Annotated in this window: 16 protein-coding genes and 2 tRNA genes; 9 read left to right on the top strand and 9 right to left on the bottom strand. The window is 65.9% G+C overall.

What is annotated here, in order from left to right:
• Positions 1-226: 226 nt before the first annotated feature.
• The 3 genes from KUL97_RS06145 to ebsA are packed head-to-tail and all read right to left on the bottom strand — an operon-like array spanning position 227 to position 2303.
• A complete protein-coding gene (locus KUL97_RS06145; protein ID WP_010310320.1) occupies positions 227-739 on the bottom strand; it encodes a hypothetical protein in 513 nt (170 codons plus the stop codon).
• 37 nt (positions 740-776) lie between these two features.
• Entirely contained in the window at positions 777-1895 is a 1119-nt protein-coding gene (locus tag KUL97_RS06140; protein ID WP_217796111.1) for a phosphotransacetylase family protein, read from the bottom strand.
• Positions 1896-1919: 24 nt separating this feature from the next.
• Positions 1920-2303 (bottom strand): type IV pilus biogenesis protein EbsA, encoded by a 384-nt coding sequence (ebsA, locus tag KUL97_RS06135; protein ID WP_217796110.1) that lies wholly within the window; start codon positions 2301-2303, stop codon positions 1920-1922.
• 57 nt (positions 2304-2360) lie between these two features.
• Between ebsA and KUL97_RS06130 the strand changes: the two genes are divergently transcribed.
• A complete protein-coding gene (locus KUL97_RS06130) occupies positions 2361-3092 on the top strand; it encodes an NAD-dependent epimerase/dehydratase family protein (protein ID WP_217796109.1) in 732 nt (243 codons plus the stop codon).
• Between the two features lie 18 nt (positions 3093-3110).
• On the opposite strand, the gene map is transcribed toward KUL97_RS06130, so the two are convergent.
• Positions 3111-3986, bottom strand: a complete 876-nt coding sequence (map, locus tag KUL97_RS06125; protein WP_217796108.1) for a type I methionyl aminopeptidase — start codon at positions 3984-3986, stop codon at positions 3111-3113.
• 64 nt (positions 3987-4050) lie between these two features.
• Here map and KUL97_RS06120 point away from each other — a divergent pair, with 64 nt between their 5' ends.
• The 6 genes from KUL97_RS06120 (at position 4051) to gltX (ending at position 7066) form a co-directional block, all read left to right on the top strand.
• Positions 4051-4356, top strand: a complete 306-nt coding sequence (locus KUL97_RS06120) for a peptidase (protein WP_217796107.1) — start codon at positions 4051-4053, stop codon at positions 4354-4356.
• Positions 4357-4419: 63 nt separating this feature from the next.
• Positions 4420-4902 carry a 50S ribosomal protein L19 gene (rplS, locus tag KUL97_RS06115; RefSeq protein ID WP_217796117.1) on the top strand — a complete coding sequence of 161 codons (483 nt, stop codon included), beginning with the start codon at positions 4420-4422 and terminating at the stop codon, positions 4900-4902.
• Between the two features lie 98 nt (positions 4903-5000).
• Positions 5001-5073: transfer RNA gene (locus KUL97_RS06110), tRNA-Trp, on the top strand.
• Between the two features lie 37 nt (positions 5074-5110).
• Positions 5111-5299, top strand: coding sequence for a hyperconserved protein Hcp (locus KUL97_RS06105; RefSeq protein ID WP_006043540.1), 189 nt, complete (start codon positions 5111-5113; stop codon positions 5297-5299).
• A gap of 224 nt (positions 5300-5523) precedes the next feature.
• Positions 5524-5597 (top strand) — tRNA-Asp (locus KUL97_RS06100).
• 26 nt (positions 5598-5623) lie between these two features.
• Positions 5624-7066: a glutamate--tRNA ligase gene (gltX, locus tag KUL97_RS06095; RefSeq protein ID WP_368656108.1), complete on the top strand. Its 1443-nt coding sequence runs from the start codon at positions 5624-5626 to the stop codon at positions 7064-7066.
• Here gltX and KUL97_RS06090 read toward each other — a convergent pair.
• The 3 genes from KUL97_RS06090 to KUL97_RS06080 are packed head-to-tail and all read right to left on the bottom strand — an operon-like array spanning position 6971 to position 9001.
• Entirely contained in the window at positions 6971-8248 is a 1278-nt protein-coding gene (locus KUL97_RS06090) for a cation:proton antiporter (protein WP_217796106.1), read from the bottom strand. The genes gltX and KUL97_RS06090 overlap by 96 nt on opposite strands.
• Entirely contained in the window at positions 8232-8483 is a 252-nt protein-coding gene (locus tag KUL97_RS06085) for a hypothetical protein (protein ID WP_217796105.1), read from the bottom strand. Before KUL97_RS06085 ends, KUL97_RS06090 begins: the two co-directional genes overlap by 17 nt.
• Positions 8483-9001 (bottom strand): DUF1643 domain-containing protein, encoded by a 519-nt coding sequence (locus KUL97_RS06080; protein WP_303246118.1) that lies wholly within the window; start codon positions 8999-9001, stop codon positions 8483-8485. The genes KUL97_RS06085 and KUL97_RS06080 overlap by 1 nt, the downstream gene beginning before the upstream one ends.
• 145 nt (positions 9002-9146) lie before the next feature.
• On the opposite strand from KUL97_RS06080, the gene polA reads away from it, so the two are divergent.
• Both polA and cysS read left to right on the top strand, forming a co-directional pair.
• Entirely contained in the window at positions 9147-12170 is a 3024-nt protein-coding gene (gene polA / locus KUL97_RS06075; protein ID WP_217796104.1) for a DNA polymerase I, read from the top strand.
• Positions 12171-12181: 11 nt separating this feature from the next.
• Positions 12182-13648 carry a cysteine--tRNA ligase gene (gene cysS / locus KUL97_RS06070; RefSeq protein ID WP_217796103.1) on the top strand — a complete coding sequence of 489 codons (1467 nt, stop codon included), beginning with the start codon at positions 12182-12184 and terminating at the stop codon, positions 13646-13648.
• Positions 13649-13687: 39 nt separating this feature from the next.
• Here cysS and KUL97_RS06065 read toward each other — a convergent pair whose 3' ends face one another.
• Both KUL97_RS06065 and KUL97_RS06060 read right to left on the bottom strand, forming a co-directional pair.
• On the bottom strand, positions 13688-13903 hold the full coding sequence (locus KUL97_RS06065) for a hypothetical protein (protein ID WP_217796102.1): 216 nt from the start codon (positions 13901-13903) through the stop codon (positions 13688-13690).
• Between the two features lie 43 nt (positions 13904-13946).
• Complete coding sequence (locus KUL97_RS06060) at positions 13947-15308, bottom strand: sodium-dependent transporter (protein WP_217796101.1); 1362 nt, start codon at positions 15306-15308, stop codon at positions 13947-13949.
• Positions 15309-15333 lie beyond the last annotated feature (25 nt).

Genomic DNA, 15333 nt, shown 5'->3' with positions numbered 1-15333 from the left:
TTGGCACCGATCAGCTCGTCTACAGCGCCAATGGCGATTTCACCAACAACCGCTACCAAGCAATCGCCTCCATCAACAACACCGCAAACCTTACCGGCTCCAACTTCTCCATCATCTGACCCCCATCTTCAAAACAACTCAAACCTCTCTGCCTCTCCTCAAGGAGAGGCTTTTTCATGCATGCGTAGGCCGCGCGGGCGAGAACACAGCTCGCTCAACTGCGGGATCAGTCAAAGAACATCAAGCTCACCACCTTGCCCATGTCTTCGGCGGTGCGGCAGCTCGCTAGCAGGGTTTCGCTGTCGTGGAAAGCGAAGCAGATCAGCTGATCGCAGCGGCGAATGATCTCCTGATTGCAGAGGCTGCTGGCCATCGGCAGGGGCAGCTCGTCGTTTTCAGGCTTTTCCACCAGGTGCAGCACCTGTTCCAGCTGCTCGCGGGATTCACGGGGCTGGCGATCCAGGCTCTGGGGCAGCAGCACCGTGAGGCGGGAGGCATCGATCTCGAGCACGCTGCGGATCACGGCCGAGTTCACGCCCTGCGCGCCGGAGGTGATCAGGCTGTGCCCTTCCTGGGCCAGGGAGCGCGACACCAGCTCCACCAGATGCACCGACACCACCGGCACATGGCGGCTTCCCAGGATGGCGATTCGCCGCTTGCTGCGGTCCTGGAGCATGGCCAGCTCCTGGGCGAGGGTGTCGATCCGGTCGAGGGCCGGTAGATCAAGAGACCGGGTCAACGCACACCACCTGCTGACGCCTCGAAACTAGCAGTGTTCACGCGGGAATCGGCAGCTGCAGGCGCTTCAGCAGCGGCTCAAAATCACAGTGCTCCTCCACCAACCGGAAGGCGTAGGTGGCCTTCACCGATTCGTGCAGGCGCACATGACCGAAGGCGCTCTCAATCACTTCCACGGTGGTGAGGGTGTCGTGCTCCACCTTGAGCAAAGGCACTTCCAGCTCCTCAGCCCGTGAAATCAATTGAGGCAACGGTTCGCCAGCACCCGTGAGGATCAGGCACTGGGTGGAGGCCTCCAGGGCCGCCAGCTGAATATCGGTACGGTCAGCCCCTGTGACCACGGCCATATTGCGGCGGCGGCGGAAGAACTCCATGGCGGAGTTCACGTTCATCGCGCCGATGGAGAGGGTTTCCACCAGCAGATCCAAGCGATCGCGGCAGCAGAGCACCTCCGCATCCAGGCGGCGGCTGAGTTCTTCCACCGTCACGCTGCGCAGGAGCGGCGACCTCGGCATGACCCCCAATACCGGAACGCCAAGCCGCTCCAGGGCCGGAGCCACCTCCGCGCGCACGGCTGCCACCTGCTCTGGCGGCAGCCCATTCAGCACCACACCACAGAGCAGATCGCCCAACTGATCACGAGCCGCCAGCAGGGGCTCCACGCTGTGGCTTCCGCTCCAGCTGTGCACCAGCACCACAGGGGCCCGCAATCCCCGGGCCACCTGCACCAGATCGAGGCCGTACAGCATTCCATCGCTGAGGCCGCCGGCCCCCTCCAGCAGGGTCACCCCCTCCCCGCCCGCGCTCAGGTGCTCCTGCAGCGCCGTAAACCCCGCACCTGCCTGAAGATTGCCGGCCAGCAGGCGCTCGCGCGCAGCATCAGACCCCTGAAGATGCACCGACGGCACCAGTTGGGCTTCACTGAGGCCCAGGATCTGGCCCACGAAGCGCACGTCGTCGTCGATCAGCGGGCCATCGCCTTCGGAGCCGAGCTCAGCGCTATCGGCGAGCGGTTTACCGATGCGCACCGCAATCCCGCGCTGCAGCCACTGGCGTGCCAAACCGAGCACCACCGCCGACTTGCCACTGAAGGGTTCACAGGAACCGATCAGCAGGGCCGACGAACGGGCGTGGGAGGACGCGCTGTCGTGACCCATGAGGCGAAAGCTGGTGCGGCGAATCTAGGCCTGCAACGCCTGGGAATCGAGCCCAAGAATCAACCACTGCCAGAACGGCTCCGGCAGATCCGCGGGCTGGCCTGCTGCCCCACCCGCCGCCTGCCAGGCCATCAACCACTGCAGGAGCCGATGGGTGGGCAGCTCAAAGCTGTAGCGCGCCGGCTGCTCGAGGCCCTGACCCTGCACCGAGAGCTGCACCTGAGCGGATTCGAGCGGAGCAATACCCGGCTGCCAATGGAGCTCAAACGGCCGCTGGCCTTCTGGCCGCAGCGGGCGCTGCCCCTGGAGGTGGCCACGCGCCAGCAACTGCAACCCCTGCTCGAGGGCGGAGGGATCCGCCGCGCCCTGGCAGTAGGGGGCGAACAGGGCCACCAGCGCCGCCGACATCCGCGCCACTCCAACTGCTTTGAGGATGCCGCAAGCTGACGCCAACGCCCATTGCCGATGTCAGCCCAGCCTTTTGCCGGACGAACCGTGGCCGTCACCGGCGCCAGCGGCAGCCTCGGCAGCGCCCTGCTGCTGGAGCTGCATCACCAGGGGGCTGCCCTGGTCGCCCTCACCAGCAGCGACCAGCCGCTGGCGCTCACCAGCGCCGAAGGCCAGGCGGTGCCGCTCGAGCAGGTGCGCTGGCGTTGCGGTGAGGAGCAGGCCCTCAGGCCTGTGCTGGAGCGCTGTGATGTGCTCGTGATCAACCACGGTTTCAACAGCCATGGCAACCGCAGCGCTGAAGCCGTGCTGCGCTCACTCGAGGTGAATGCCCTGAGCAGCTGGCGGCTGCTGGAGCTTTTTGCCGCCATCGCGAACACCGATCCAGCCAAGGCCAAACCGCGAGAACTGTGGATGAACACCTCGGAGGCGGAAATCCAGGCGGCCGTGAGCCCCCTTTACGAGATCAGCAAACGCTTGCAGGGGCAGCTACTCAGCCTGCGCAGCCTTGATCTGGCGGGGTCCAAACTCCGGATACGGCGGCTGGTGCTGGGCCCATTCCGGTCGGCCCTCAACCCGATCGGCGTGATGAGCGCTGCCTTTGTGGCTCGGGAGATCCTCAGGCAGGTGCATTGGAACTGGGGGCTGGTGATCGTGACCCCCAATCCACTCACCTATTTGCTGATGCCCGTGGCCAGCGCGAGCCGCTGGCTCTATTTCCGGGCCACCACCCAAGCCACGGAGGCTTGAACGGCAGCGGAGCAGGCCTCAGAAATCGCGGTCGGTGAGGATCTCGCAACCATCGCTGGTCACGGCAATGGTGTGCTCCCACTGGGCGGAGAGGCTGCCGTCCACGGTCACCACCGTCCAGCGGTCCTTCAGGGTGCGGCAGGCCTTGCTGCCGGCATTGAGGATCGGCTCAACGGCGAGGGTCATCCCCGCCCGCAGCTTCATGTTGGGCAGCTCACGCGTGCGGTAGTTGAACACCGAGGGCTCTTCATGCAAGTTGCGGCCGACGCCGTGGCCGGTGTAGTCCTCCACCACCGCAAAGCCATGGGCCTCCACGTGGTCCTGCACGGCGCCGGCCAACTCAAACAAGGTGCTGCCCGCCTTCACCGTGGCCAGCCCCTTCATCAACGATTCCTGGGCGATACGCGACAAGGTGCGGGCTTGCTCGGGCACCCCCTCACCCACGCACAGGGTGACGCAGCTGTCGCCGTGGTAGCCGTCGAAGTACGCACCGGTATCAATCTTCACCAGATCTCCGGCCTTGATCAGCCGCTTGTTGCTGGGGATGCCATGCACCACCTCGTTGTTGATCGAGGCGCAGATGCTGGCGGGGAAACCGTGATAACCCTTGAAGCTCGGCACAGCACCCATCTCACGGATGCGCTTTTCCGCATGGGCATCGAGATCACCGGTGGTCATGCCCGGAGCGGCCATCTCGATGATTTCGCGCAGCACCGTGGCCACAATGCGGCTGGCCTGACGCATGGTGTCGATCTCGCGGGCGCTCTTCACCTCCACGCCGCGGCGACTCTTCTGAATGCGCGGGCCGGTTTGGGTGACCACCGACGGCGCCGGCGATGCGACCCCGTCTTGGGATTTCTGCGTAGCGGCGAGCAGTTCAGCGAACAGGTTCATCTCGGCGTTACGGGCCCTTGCATTCAAGTTAGAACCTGGAACCTCAGCTCGGCCGATCCCCGCCATGAGCCCGCCGCTGGTTCAACTGCGCCGCTGGCATGCCGCCCTGGCTCCGGTGGTGTTGGCACCGTTGCTGCTCACAGTGCTCAGCGGCATGGCCTATCGGCTGCTCAAAGACTGGGCAGGCCTTGGGCGCGACCAGGTGCACTGGCTGATGGTGTTGCACGAAGGCGAATGGCTGGGGCCCCGGGCAGAGACTGTTTATGTGCTGCTCAATGGCCTGGGGCTGCTGTGGATGCTGAGTACCGGTGGATGGATGCTGGTGCGACGCTGGCTCCCGCAACGGCCCATCGATCCCCCTGCACCCTGAGCCAGTACACTGGTTGTTTGGCCAGGCGTTTTTCGGAGCTGGATGGCAGCGGAATCCAAGGACATGACTGACGACATCAAAGACACCACCAGCGAAACCACCAGCACCGAGGCCAACGCCGCTGCTGAGAGCAACGTTGCAGTAGCCGAAAAGCCCGCCGCCAAGGTGAGCGTGGGCAAACTGAGCGCCAGCGAGCTGATCCGCGCCTTCGAAGAGGAGCAGATCGCTGCCCAGGCCAAGGATCACCCCGAGATCTACGTGGGTGACACCGTGCGTGTGGGCGTGCGCATCACCGAGGGCAACAAGGAGCGCATCCAGCCCTACGAGGGCGTGGTGATCGCCAAGCGTCACGGCGGCCTCAACGAGACCATCACCGTGCGACGCATCTTCCAGGGTGTGGGCGTTGAGCGTGTGTTTCTGATTCACAGCCCCCAGGTGGCTTCCATCAAGGTGGAGCGCCGGGGTAAGGTGCGTCGAGCGAAGCTCTTTTACCTGCGCGACCGAGTGGGCAAAGCCACCCGCGTCAAGCAGCGCTTCGATCGCTGAACGGCTTCAGCCTTCAGCTCCTGGCCATCTTTTGTTGATCGGCCCGCCGGATGATTCGGTGCAAACCAGGATCATCCGGCAGAGGGAACATCGGCCCTGCGCCGTTAGTTCAGTTGGTAGAACGCAGGTCTCCAAAACCTGATGTCGGGGGTTCAAGTCCTCCACGGCGCGTTCGATGTTCCCTCCCTGCAGTTTCTACGTTCCGGACATGGAGTTGGATCTACAGCCCGGTGATGTCGTCAAGGTTCTCGAATCAGCCGCTCTTGGCTGGGTTCGGGCCCGGGTGATCCGCGTGAAATCGGGTGGTCGTGTGGTCGTGCAAAGCGATCAAGGTCGTGAATTCACGGCACGCGGCAATCAAGTGCGTTTAATCGAGCCCGCTGGCTTCCGCCCCTAACGCGCAGCCATCGCTGTGCCTTGTTCAGCCCGCCCCATGGCGGGCTTTTTTAGTAGGCGGCCGAAATCGGGAAGGGCTTGCATCCTCGGTCGAACCAAAGTTGGAGGCCAACACGCGTCGCCCAGTTGACGGAGGGCAGGTCGGCAACGGATACTTTTGGGGTCGCCGACGCGATGCAGACGCGGGCCCAAAGCCCAGTCTGGGAGAGCTCTTAGAGCACTCATGGGACTGTAGTTCAATCGGTTAGAGCACCGCCCTGTCACGGCGGAAGTTGCGGGTTCGAGCCCCGTCAGTCCCGTTCCATCTCATCTGAGGGCAAAGCCAGTGGTGGCAACTGGAGCGGCGGTGCGTGTGCGTCTCGCCCCCAGCCCCACCGGCACGTTGCACATCGGCACGGCTCGCACGGCGGTGTTCAACTGGCTGTTCGCCCGGCATCAAGGCGGCCAGTTCCTGCTGCGCATCGAAGACACCGACAAGGAGCGCAGCAAACCGGAATACACCGCCAACATCCTCGAAGGCCTGCAGTGGCTCGGTCTGACTTGGGACGGCGAACCGGTGGTGCAGAGCGAGCGCATCGCTGAACACCGCGCCGCCATCCAGCAGCTCCTCGATAGCTGCCGCGCCTACCGCTGCTACGCCACCGAAGCCGAACTCACCGAGATGCGTGAGCGGCAAGCCGCCGAGAACCGCGCCCCTCGCTACGACAACCGCCACCGCGATCTCAGCCCCGAGCAGGAGCAGGCCTACATCGCCGAAGGTCGCGAAGCCACGATCCGCTTCCGGATCGACGACGACGCCGTGATCACCTGGACAGATCTGGTGCGCGGCGAGATGCGCTGGAGCGGCGCTGATCTCGGTGGCGACATGGTGATCGCCCGCCGGGCGCCCGCCGACCAGATCGGTGATCCCCTTTACAACCTGGTGGTGGTGGTGGACGACGCCGCCATGGCGATCACCCACGTGATCCGCGGCGAAGACCACATCGCCAACACCGCGAAACAGCTGCTGCTCTACGAGGCCCTCGGAGCGCCGGCGCCGGTGTTTGCCCACACCCCCCTGATCCTCAACAAGGAGGGCAAGAAGCTCTCCAAGCGCGATGGCGTCACCTCCGTGAGCGACTTCCGCGAGCAGGGCTACACGGCCGATGCCCTGGCCAATTACATGACCCTGCTGGGCTGGTCACCACCGGAAGGCATGGGCGAACGCTTCAGCCTCACCGATGCAGCAGGCGTGTTTTCTTTCGATCGCGTGAACAAAGCCGGCGCGCGCTTCGACTGGGACAAGCTCAACTGGCTCAACAGCCAGGTGCTGCACGAACGCGGCCCCGAGCAGCTGCTCGCCGATCTCCTGCCCCTCTGGAGCGCCCAGGGATGGAACAGCGCGGGCGCCGATCCCACCTGGCTGCAGGAGCTCTCCGCCCTGATCGGGCCCTCCCTGGTGACCCTGCAAGACGGCATCGAGCAGGCCCGCCCCTTCTTCGAGCGGCCCGAGCTCAACGACGCAGCGCAGCAGCAGCTTGCCAGCGATGGCGCTCGGCCTGCCCTGGCGGCGCTGCTGGAGCGCCTGCCCGAAGGCCCGCTCACCACAGAAGCCGCCCAGGCTTTGCTGGGGGAGGCCGTGGCGGCCGCCGGCGTGAAAAAAGGCGTGCTGATGAAAACCCTGCGCGCCGCTCTACTCGGCAGCCTGCAGGGCCCCGACCTGCTCACCACCTGGCTGCTGCTCCAGCCCAGCGGCGAAGCCCGCGCCCGGATCGAGCGCAGCCTCTGAAGCCACCAGGCCCAGCTGCTTCGCCAGCCATGGGGCGGTGAAGCCCTGGAGGGTCACGGTGAGCAGGATCGTGAGAAACACAAGGCCCTTCAGCGCACCACCGCCACTCACTCCAGCGGCATCCAGCTTCAGCGCAAACAGGCTGGCCACAGCGGCGGTCACGATGCCGCGCGGCGCCACCCAGCTCAGGAGCAACTTGTCGCGCCAGATCAACGACGGAATCCCCAGCCCAGCCACCTGCAGCACCCCGAAGCGGAACAGCATCAGCGCCAGCACACACGCCACGCCGCCCCACCCCAATGGGCTCAGCTCACTCCAGGCAAGATCGGCGGCCAGAAGGGGAAACAGCACCGTGATCGCCAGCTGCGCCAGCTGAAACACCAAGTCATCGAGCTGGCTGGCCTGTTGATCGAGCCGCAACCCCACCACCACACCGGCGATCACCGCCGCCGGGAAGCCCGCCTCGGGCAGCAACACCTGCGTGCCAGCCACCAGCAAAAAGAGCATCCCCAGGGAGAGCTGAAGCCGCAGGGCATCGGCATCCTCCGGCAAGCGCTCCAGCAGCAGCACCAGCACTCCGCCCGCCAAGGCACCTAGCAGGGCTCCACCGCCCAGGCGCAGCAACAGCAATCCCCCCACCTGCTGCCAACCGGGCAGATCCCCCAGGGCCAGCTGCAGGAGCAGCAACGCCAGCACCGCCGCCACCGGCTCGAGGATCAACCCCTCCGCCTCGAGCACATGGGCCAGGCTGGGCAGCAGCCGCATCTGGCGCACCATCGGCGAGATCACGGTGGGGCCTGTCGCCAGGGCGATGGCACCGAACACCCAGGCCAGCGGCCAGCTCAAACCGGCGAACCCATGGGCGAGGACCGCACCGCCCACTAGGCCCAGCACGCCGCGAACGAGCACCAGCTGAATCACAGTGCGCTGCAGTTCCCGCCCTGCCAGCCGCAGCTTCAGGCCGCCATCAAACAGCACCAGGCTCACCAGTAGCCCCACCAGGGGCTCCAACCCCTGCCCCAGCGCCTCCGGCTGCACCAGATCGAAGCCGGCCTGCCCCACCAGCAATCCCAGGGCCAAGAGCAGCACCACCGAGGGCAGGCCGCTGAAACGGGCGATCAGCTGCGCCAGGGAGCCGGAGAAGAAGGAGGCCCCCCAGATCAGCTCAGTACTCGTCGTCATCCAGGGCCCCATAGATGGGCTCCACCCTGATGCCCTGCACGGCACTGGGGCGCACCACCAGATACTCACCGGGCAGCTCGGTGATCGGCACGTTGATGAAGGCGTCGGCCGGACCTGCGTTCAGCACGGTGCCGTACCACTGCTGAAAGGCATCGAGCGTGGGGAAGTGCACCACCTGGGTGTGCCCACCGGCCAGCAGCAGATGGATCGCGTAGCGACTGGGGGTCCGGGCCATCAGCGGGCAGCAAGCCGAAGCACAGCCCCAGGATGCTGCAGCGGCAACGGTTGTGCAGCTGCGGGGGCGTAGAGCGGATGGCGCGGCTGCCCGCTAGCGGTGAGCCCGATCGCCCAGAGCGGCAGATCCAGCGGAAGCGTTGCCGCCAGAAGCGCGAGCAGCTGCTGATCCCGCTGCTTCCAGGCACCGCCATTGCCCCAACCCAGCCAGAGGGCATCGCCCGCCTGGGGTTGCAGCCGCACGAGGGCCTCGCCAAGCCAACGATCGTTGTCGAGCCCAATTGGATCGCTGCAGCGGCGCAGCACCGCCGGGCTCGCCGAGCAACGACCAAACAGATTCACCACCTCCAGCGCGCCAAACCCCCAGTCCCGCGCAAAGCGCAGCAGGCGCCGCAGGGTGGGATCGTCGTGCTGCGCATCCGCCCGCGAGGGGTTCAAGCCGATAAAGAGCAGCCGCGGCCGGTGTGGATCCCAGGCGCGCTCGAGCGTCCAGCGGTAAAGGCCGCAGGGGCTGAACAGGGCGTGGGAGTGGGTGTGCTGCAGAGCGAGCGCAAGCTCCTACGTGGCAACCATCCCTCCAGCCTGATGCCACGGCCAGCCTTCATGCATCCGTGAACATCGCTGCGGCACATCTGGCAGGCTGAGCCGATTCGGGCGAACCAGTGTGGCGGCGGCCAACTCCACCAGCACCAAACCCCTGCTGCTGCTGGTGGATGGCCACTCGCTGGCATTCCGCAGCTTTTACGCCTTCAGCAAGGGCGGCGAAGGCGGCCTGAGCACCAAAGAAGGGGTACCCACCTCGGTGACCTACGGCTTCCTCAAAGCCCTGCTCGACAACTGCAAGGGCCTGGCACCGCAGGGGGTGGTGATCGCCTTCGACACAGCCGAACCCACCTTCCGCCATGAAGCGGATGAGGCCTACAAGGCGCACCGCGACGAGGCCCCCGAGCACTTCTTCCAGGATCTGGGCAACCTGCAGCAAATCCTGCAGCAAGCGCTCGACATCCCGCTGTGCATGGCACCCGGCTACGAGGCCGACGACGTGCTCGGCACCCTGGCCAACCGCGCCGCCAATGACGGCTGGCGGGTGCGAATCCTCTCCGGCGACCGCGATCTCTTCCAACTGGTGGACGACGGGCGCGATATCGCCGTGCTTTACATGGGCGGTGGGCCCTATGCCAAAAGCAGCGGCCCCGTGGAGATCCGGCGCGACGGCGTGATCAGCAAGCTGGGCGTCACCCCGGAAGAGGTGGTGGACCTGAAGGCCCTCACCGGCGACAGCAGCGACAACATCCCCGGCGTGAAAGGCGTAGGCCCCAAAACCGCCATCAACCTGCTGCAGGCCCACGCCGATCTTGACGGCATCTATGCGGCACTGGCCGCGCTGCAAGCCGCCGGGCCCAAAGCCAAAGACCCCAAGGGTGTGCTGAAAGGAGCCCTCCTAGGCAAGCTCGAAGCCGACCGCGACAGCGCCTACCGCTCCCGCATGCTCGCCGAAATCCTGGTGGACATTCCCCTGCCCCAGGACCCGCGCCTGCCGCTGGGGGCCGTGAACGCTGAGGCCCTGGCCGAGAGCCTCGAGGAGCTGGAGCTGTTCAGCCTGCGCCGACAGGTGAATCAGTTTGCCACGGTGTTCTCGGCGGATGGAGCCGGCAACCTCGCAGCGGCCAATACCGAAGGGACAGCCCGGGCATCGGTTGAGAACGCTCCAACTGTGGGCCCACTTTCCGATCAAAGTGGGCCCACAGTTGGACAGTCTGCGAACGCCGTTGAACAGGCGGATTCCCCAGCCCCTCCAGCCCTAGAGCCGCAGCTGATCACCAGCCCCGAAGCACTGGCCGCCCTGATGCAGTGCCTGATGGCATGCACCGATGCCACGGCCCCTGTGGCGCTCGACACAGAAACCACCAGCCTCAATCCCTTCCGCGCCGAGCTGGTGGGGGTGGGCGTGGCCTGGGGTGAGGGCCCCAAGGATCTGGCTTACATCCCGATCGGCCACCAGAGCGGCAGCAGCGGTGATCTGCTCAACCCACCGCCCGCGCAGCTGCCTCTCGATCAGGTGCTCACCGCCTTAGCGCCATGGCTTGGCAGTGCCCAACACCCCAAAACCCTGCAGAACGCCAAATATGACCGGCTGATCCTGCTGCGCCACGGCCTGCCCCTGGAAGGCGTGGTGATGGACACGCTGCTGGCCGATTACCTGCGCGATGCCAACGCCAAACACGGCCTGGAGCTGCTGACCCAACGCAATTTCGGCTTCCTGCCCACCAGCTACAGCGAACTGGTGCCCAAGGGCGCGGATTTCTCCGCGGTGCCAATCGAGCAGGCCGCGCTCTACTGCGGGATGGACGTGCACGTGACGCGGCGCCTCGCGCCACTGCTGCGCGGCCAACTCGAGGAACTCGGTCCGCAGCTGCCAGCGCTGCTCGATCAAGTGGAGCTGCCGCTGGAGCCGGTGCTGGCCCAGATGGAAGCCACCGGCATCCGCATCGACACCGACTACCTGGCGGAACTGAGCAGCGAGCTGGGGCAAACGCTGCAGCGTCTGGAGGCCGACGCCAAGGCCGCCGCCGGCACCGAGTTCAACCTCGCCTCTCCCAAACAACTGGGCGAGCTGCTGTTCGACACCCTCGGCCTCGATCGCAAGAAATCGCGCAAAACCAAAACCGGCTGGAGCACCGACGCCACGGTGCTCGAAAAGCTGGACGACGCCCACCCGGTGGTGCCGCTGGTGCTGGAGCACCGCACCCTGAGCAAGCTCAAGAGCACCTACGTGGATGCACTACCGGCGCTGGTGGAGCCGGAAACCGGCCGGGTGCACACCGATTTCAACCAGGCCGTGACGGCCACGGGCCGCCTCTCCAGCAGCAACCCCAACCTGCAGAACATCCCCATCCGCACGGAGTTCTCGCGTCGCATCCGCAAAGCCTTCCTGCCGGAAGCCGGCTGGCAGCTGATCAGCGCCGACTACTCCCAGATCGAGCTGCGCATCCTCACCCACCTCTCCGGCGAGGAGGTGCTGGTGGAGGCCTACCGCAATGGCGACGACGTGCACGCCCTCACCGCCCGGATTCTGCTGGAGAAAAACGAGGTGAGCGCCGATGAGCGCCGCCTCGGCAAAACGATCAACTTCGGTGTGATCTATGGCATGGGCGCCCAGCGCTTCGCGCGCGAAACCGGCGTGAGCCAGGCCCAGGCCAAGGAGTTCCTCACGAAGTACAAGCAGCGCTACCCAAAGGTGTTCGCCTTCCTGGAGCTGCAGGAGCGGCTGGCCCTGAGCCGTGGCTACGTGGAAACAATCCTGGGCCGCCGCCGCCCCTTCGCCTTTGATCCCTCGGGCCTGGGCCGGCATCTGGGCAAAGACCCACTGGAGATTGATCTGGACATCGCCCGCCGCGGCGGCATGGAAGCACAGCAACTACGAGCTGCCGCCAATGCCCCGATCCAGGGTTCCAGCGCCGACATCATCAAGCTGGCGATGGTGCAGCTACATCAGCGACTGGCGCACAGCGGCCTTCCCGCACGACTGCTCCTGCAGGTGCACGACGAACTGGTGCTCGAAGCAGCGCCCGAGGCCCTCGATCCGGTGCTGACCCTCACGCGTGAAACCATGGAGCGCGCGGTTGAGCTGTCCGTTCCCCTGCTGGTGGAAACGGGCGTCGGCCCCAACTGGATGGAAGCCAAGTAAGCAGCAACGCGATGACCCTCAAGCTCACCAACACCCTCACCCGCCGTGTTGAGGAGTTTCAGCCGATCGAGCCCGGCAAGGTGAGCATCTACTGCTGCGGGGTGACGGTCTACGACCTCTGCCACCTGGGCCATGCCCGCAGCTACATCGCCTGGGATGTGCTGCGTCGCTATCTGATCTGGAGCGGCTACGCGGTGACGTTTGTGCAGAACTACACCGACATCGACGACAAGATCCTCAATCGCGCCGCTGAAGAAGGCAGCTCGATGGAGGCGGTGAGCGAGCGCAATATCGATGCCTTCGTGGCGGACATGACGCGCCTCAACATCCTGCCGGCGGACCGCATGCCGAGGGCGACGCGCAGCCTCGATGCGATCCGCGCCCTGATCAGCGAACTGGAGGCCAAGGGTGCCGCCTATTCCGCCGATGGCGATGTGTATTTCGCCGTGATGAAGCACGCCGGCTACGGCAAGCTCAGCGGCCGCGACCTTGAGCAGCAGCAGGACAACGCCGCCGGCCGCGTGGCGTCTGAAGAAGAAGCCCGCAAGCAACACCCCTTCGATTTCGCCCTCTGGAAAGGAGCCAAACCCGGCGAACCCAGCTTCCCCTCCCCCTGGGGCGAAGGCCGGCCGGGATGGCACATCGAGTGCTCAGCGATGGTGCGCGAGGAGCTGGGCGACACGATCGACATCCACCTGGGCGGCGCCGATCTGGTGTTCCCGCACCACGAAAACGAGATCGCCCAGTCCGAGGCAGCCACGGGCAAAGAGCTGGCCCATTACTGGCTGCACAACGGCATGGTGAATGTGGGCGGCCAGAAGATGAGCAAATCGCTCGGCAACTTCACCACCATCCGCGCCCTGCTTGATTCGGGCATCTCGCCGATGACGCTGCGCCTGTTCACCCTGCAGGCCCACTACCGCAAACCGCTCGACTTCACCGCCGAAGCGCTCGACGCCGCGGCCACCGGCTGGAAGGGCCTCAACGCCGCCCTCGGCCTGGCCGGGGAAACCGCCACCGCCTCGGCAGAGCTGCCCCCTGGCCTTGCTGCCGCCCGCGAGCGCTTCGCCGCCGCCATGGACGATGACCTCAACACCTCTGCCGCCCTGGCCGTGCTGTTTGAGCTGGCCAAACCGCTGCGGGCCCTCGCCAACCGGCTGGAGCGCGGTGATGCCGATGCCAGCAGCGAAGCCTCCACACCGGAGCTGGCCGCCCAGGCCGCCTTGCTGCAGGAGCTGGCGGGGGTGCTGGGGCTGCAGCACGAATCCCCCGAGGCCGCCCAGCCCAGCGGAGCGAATGCAACCGCCGCCGCCGGCCCAAGCGACGCGGAGGTAGAAGCCCAGATCGAAGCTCGCAAGGCTGCGAAAACCGCCCGTGATTTCGCCGCCGCCGATGCCATCCGCGAGGCGCTGAAGGCCCAGGGCATCGAGCTGATCGACAAACCCGGCGGCCTTACAGAGTGGTTACGCAACGGTTGAAGCGCAGCAGCCGCGTAAACGCAGAGCGCGGTTGCCGTCTCAACCCTTGGGCGCCTGCTGATCCTTCATCATCTGCTCGATCTTGCGGATGCGCACCGCGGTGGTGGTCCACACCTCCTTACGGAAGCCGGGTTGGCATTGCTCCACCAGCTGCTCAATTGGCTCTCCGCGCTCGAAGGCATCCCAGAGCTCACGCTCGAGCTTGGCGCGCTCAATGAAGTTGAAACGCTGCAACCACTGCGGTCCGAGCGCCATGGGGGAGGCCGATCTGCTGGGGCCAGTTAAGCGCCGCCGCCCCTCAGCCGGCCGACCAGCTCTTCACGAGATCCACCACCGACACCACCAATCCCAGGCTGATCACCGGCACCGACACCCAGCGCAGCCCCCACCGCAGCAGCTGCAGCAAACGGGGGGACGTGCCTGAGCCCTGCAGATCGGCACTGAAGCGATCCGGCGCCCGCCAGCCCATCAGCAGAGCCATCAGCAGGCCGCCGGCGATCAGGCAAAGACCACCGAAGACGGCGTCCATTTTTTCCAGAACAGCCACATCCAGAGCGGAAGGCAGGCCGATGACGGCGATCACCGCCACCATCAGCCACACCGCCCGGCGGCGACTCCAACCGAGGCGATCCATCAGCGAACTCACGGGCACCTCCAGCAGCGACACCGACGAGGTGATCGCCGCCACATAGGCCAGCGCAAAAAACGCCGCGGCCACCACGCGGCCCGCCAGGCCGAGGGAGCCCAGACCCGTCGGCAGGGCGATGAACAAGGTGCCCACGGTGCTGCTACCCACCACATCCGCCAGGCCAAAGCTGGCCACAATCGGGAAGGTGACACAGCCGGCCATCAGCCCCACAGCGGTGTCCATCCCCACCACAGCCACCGCTTCACCGGGGATGCCGCTGCGGCGATCCAGATAGGCCGCGTAAGCCAGGATGCAACCAATGCCCGCACCAATCGAGAAGAAGGCCTGGGTGAAGGCATTGCGAATGGTGGTGAGGTCGGTGAGCTTGCTGGCATCCCAACGCAGCAGAAAGCTGGCGTAGCCCTCCTGCGCTCCGGGGAGGGATGAGGCCCAGAGCAACAGCGCCAGCAACACCACCAAGAGCAACGGCATGCCCCAGCGCGACAGGCGCTCGATGCCGGAGCGGATGCCGGCCACCACCACCAGGCCTGTGAGCGCGAGGCTGAACAGGTGGCCGAGCACCGCATCCCCCCCGCTGCTGATGGCGCCGAAGAAGGTCTCAGCCGCCGCCATATCCGCTGGCAGAGGAGCGGTGATCGCATGGAGCAAGCTCCGGCCGGTCCAGCCCATCAGCACGGCGTAGTAGCTGAGGATCCCCACAGAGGCGGCGATGTAGAGCCAGCCCAGGGGCGCCCAGCGGCGACCACCAGCGGTGATCGGGGCCACCAACGGCGCGTGGCCCGTGCTGCGCCCCAGCACCATCTCCGCCACCAGCACCGGCAGGCACACCACGGCCACGATCAGCACGTAGAGCACCACAAAAGCCGCGCCGCCCCCCTGGGAAGCGCGGTAGGCAAAGCCCCAGAGGTTGCCCAAACCCACGGCACTGCCCGCCGCGGCCAGCACAAACCCCAGGGACGACCCCCACTGCTCCGGCGGCCGTCCACGCTCCGCTCCGCTGTGCTCCTGCATGAACCGCCGACTCGATGCGCCCAGT

It is taken from the genome of Synechococcus sp. HK05 (assembly GCF_019104765.1).
Taxonomy (GTDB): Bacteria; Cyanobacteriota; Cyanobacteriia; order PCC-6307; family Cyanobiaceae; genus Vulcanococcus.
Note: the sequence above shows the minus strand (reverse complement) of the source record. Positions and strands in the feature narration are given on the sequence as shown.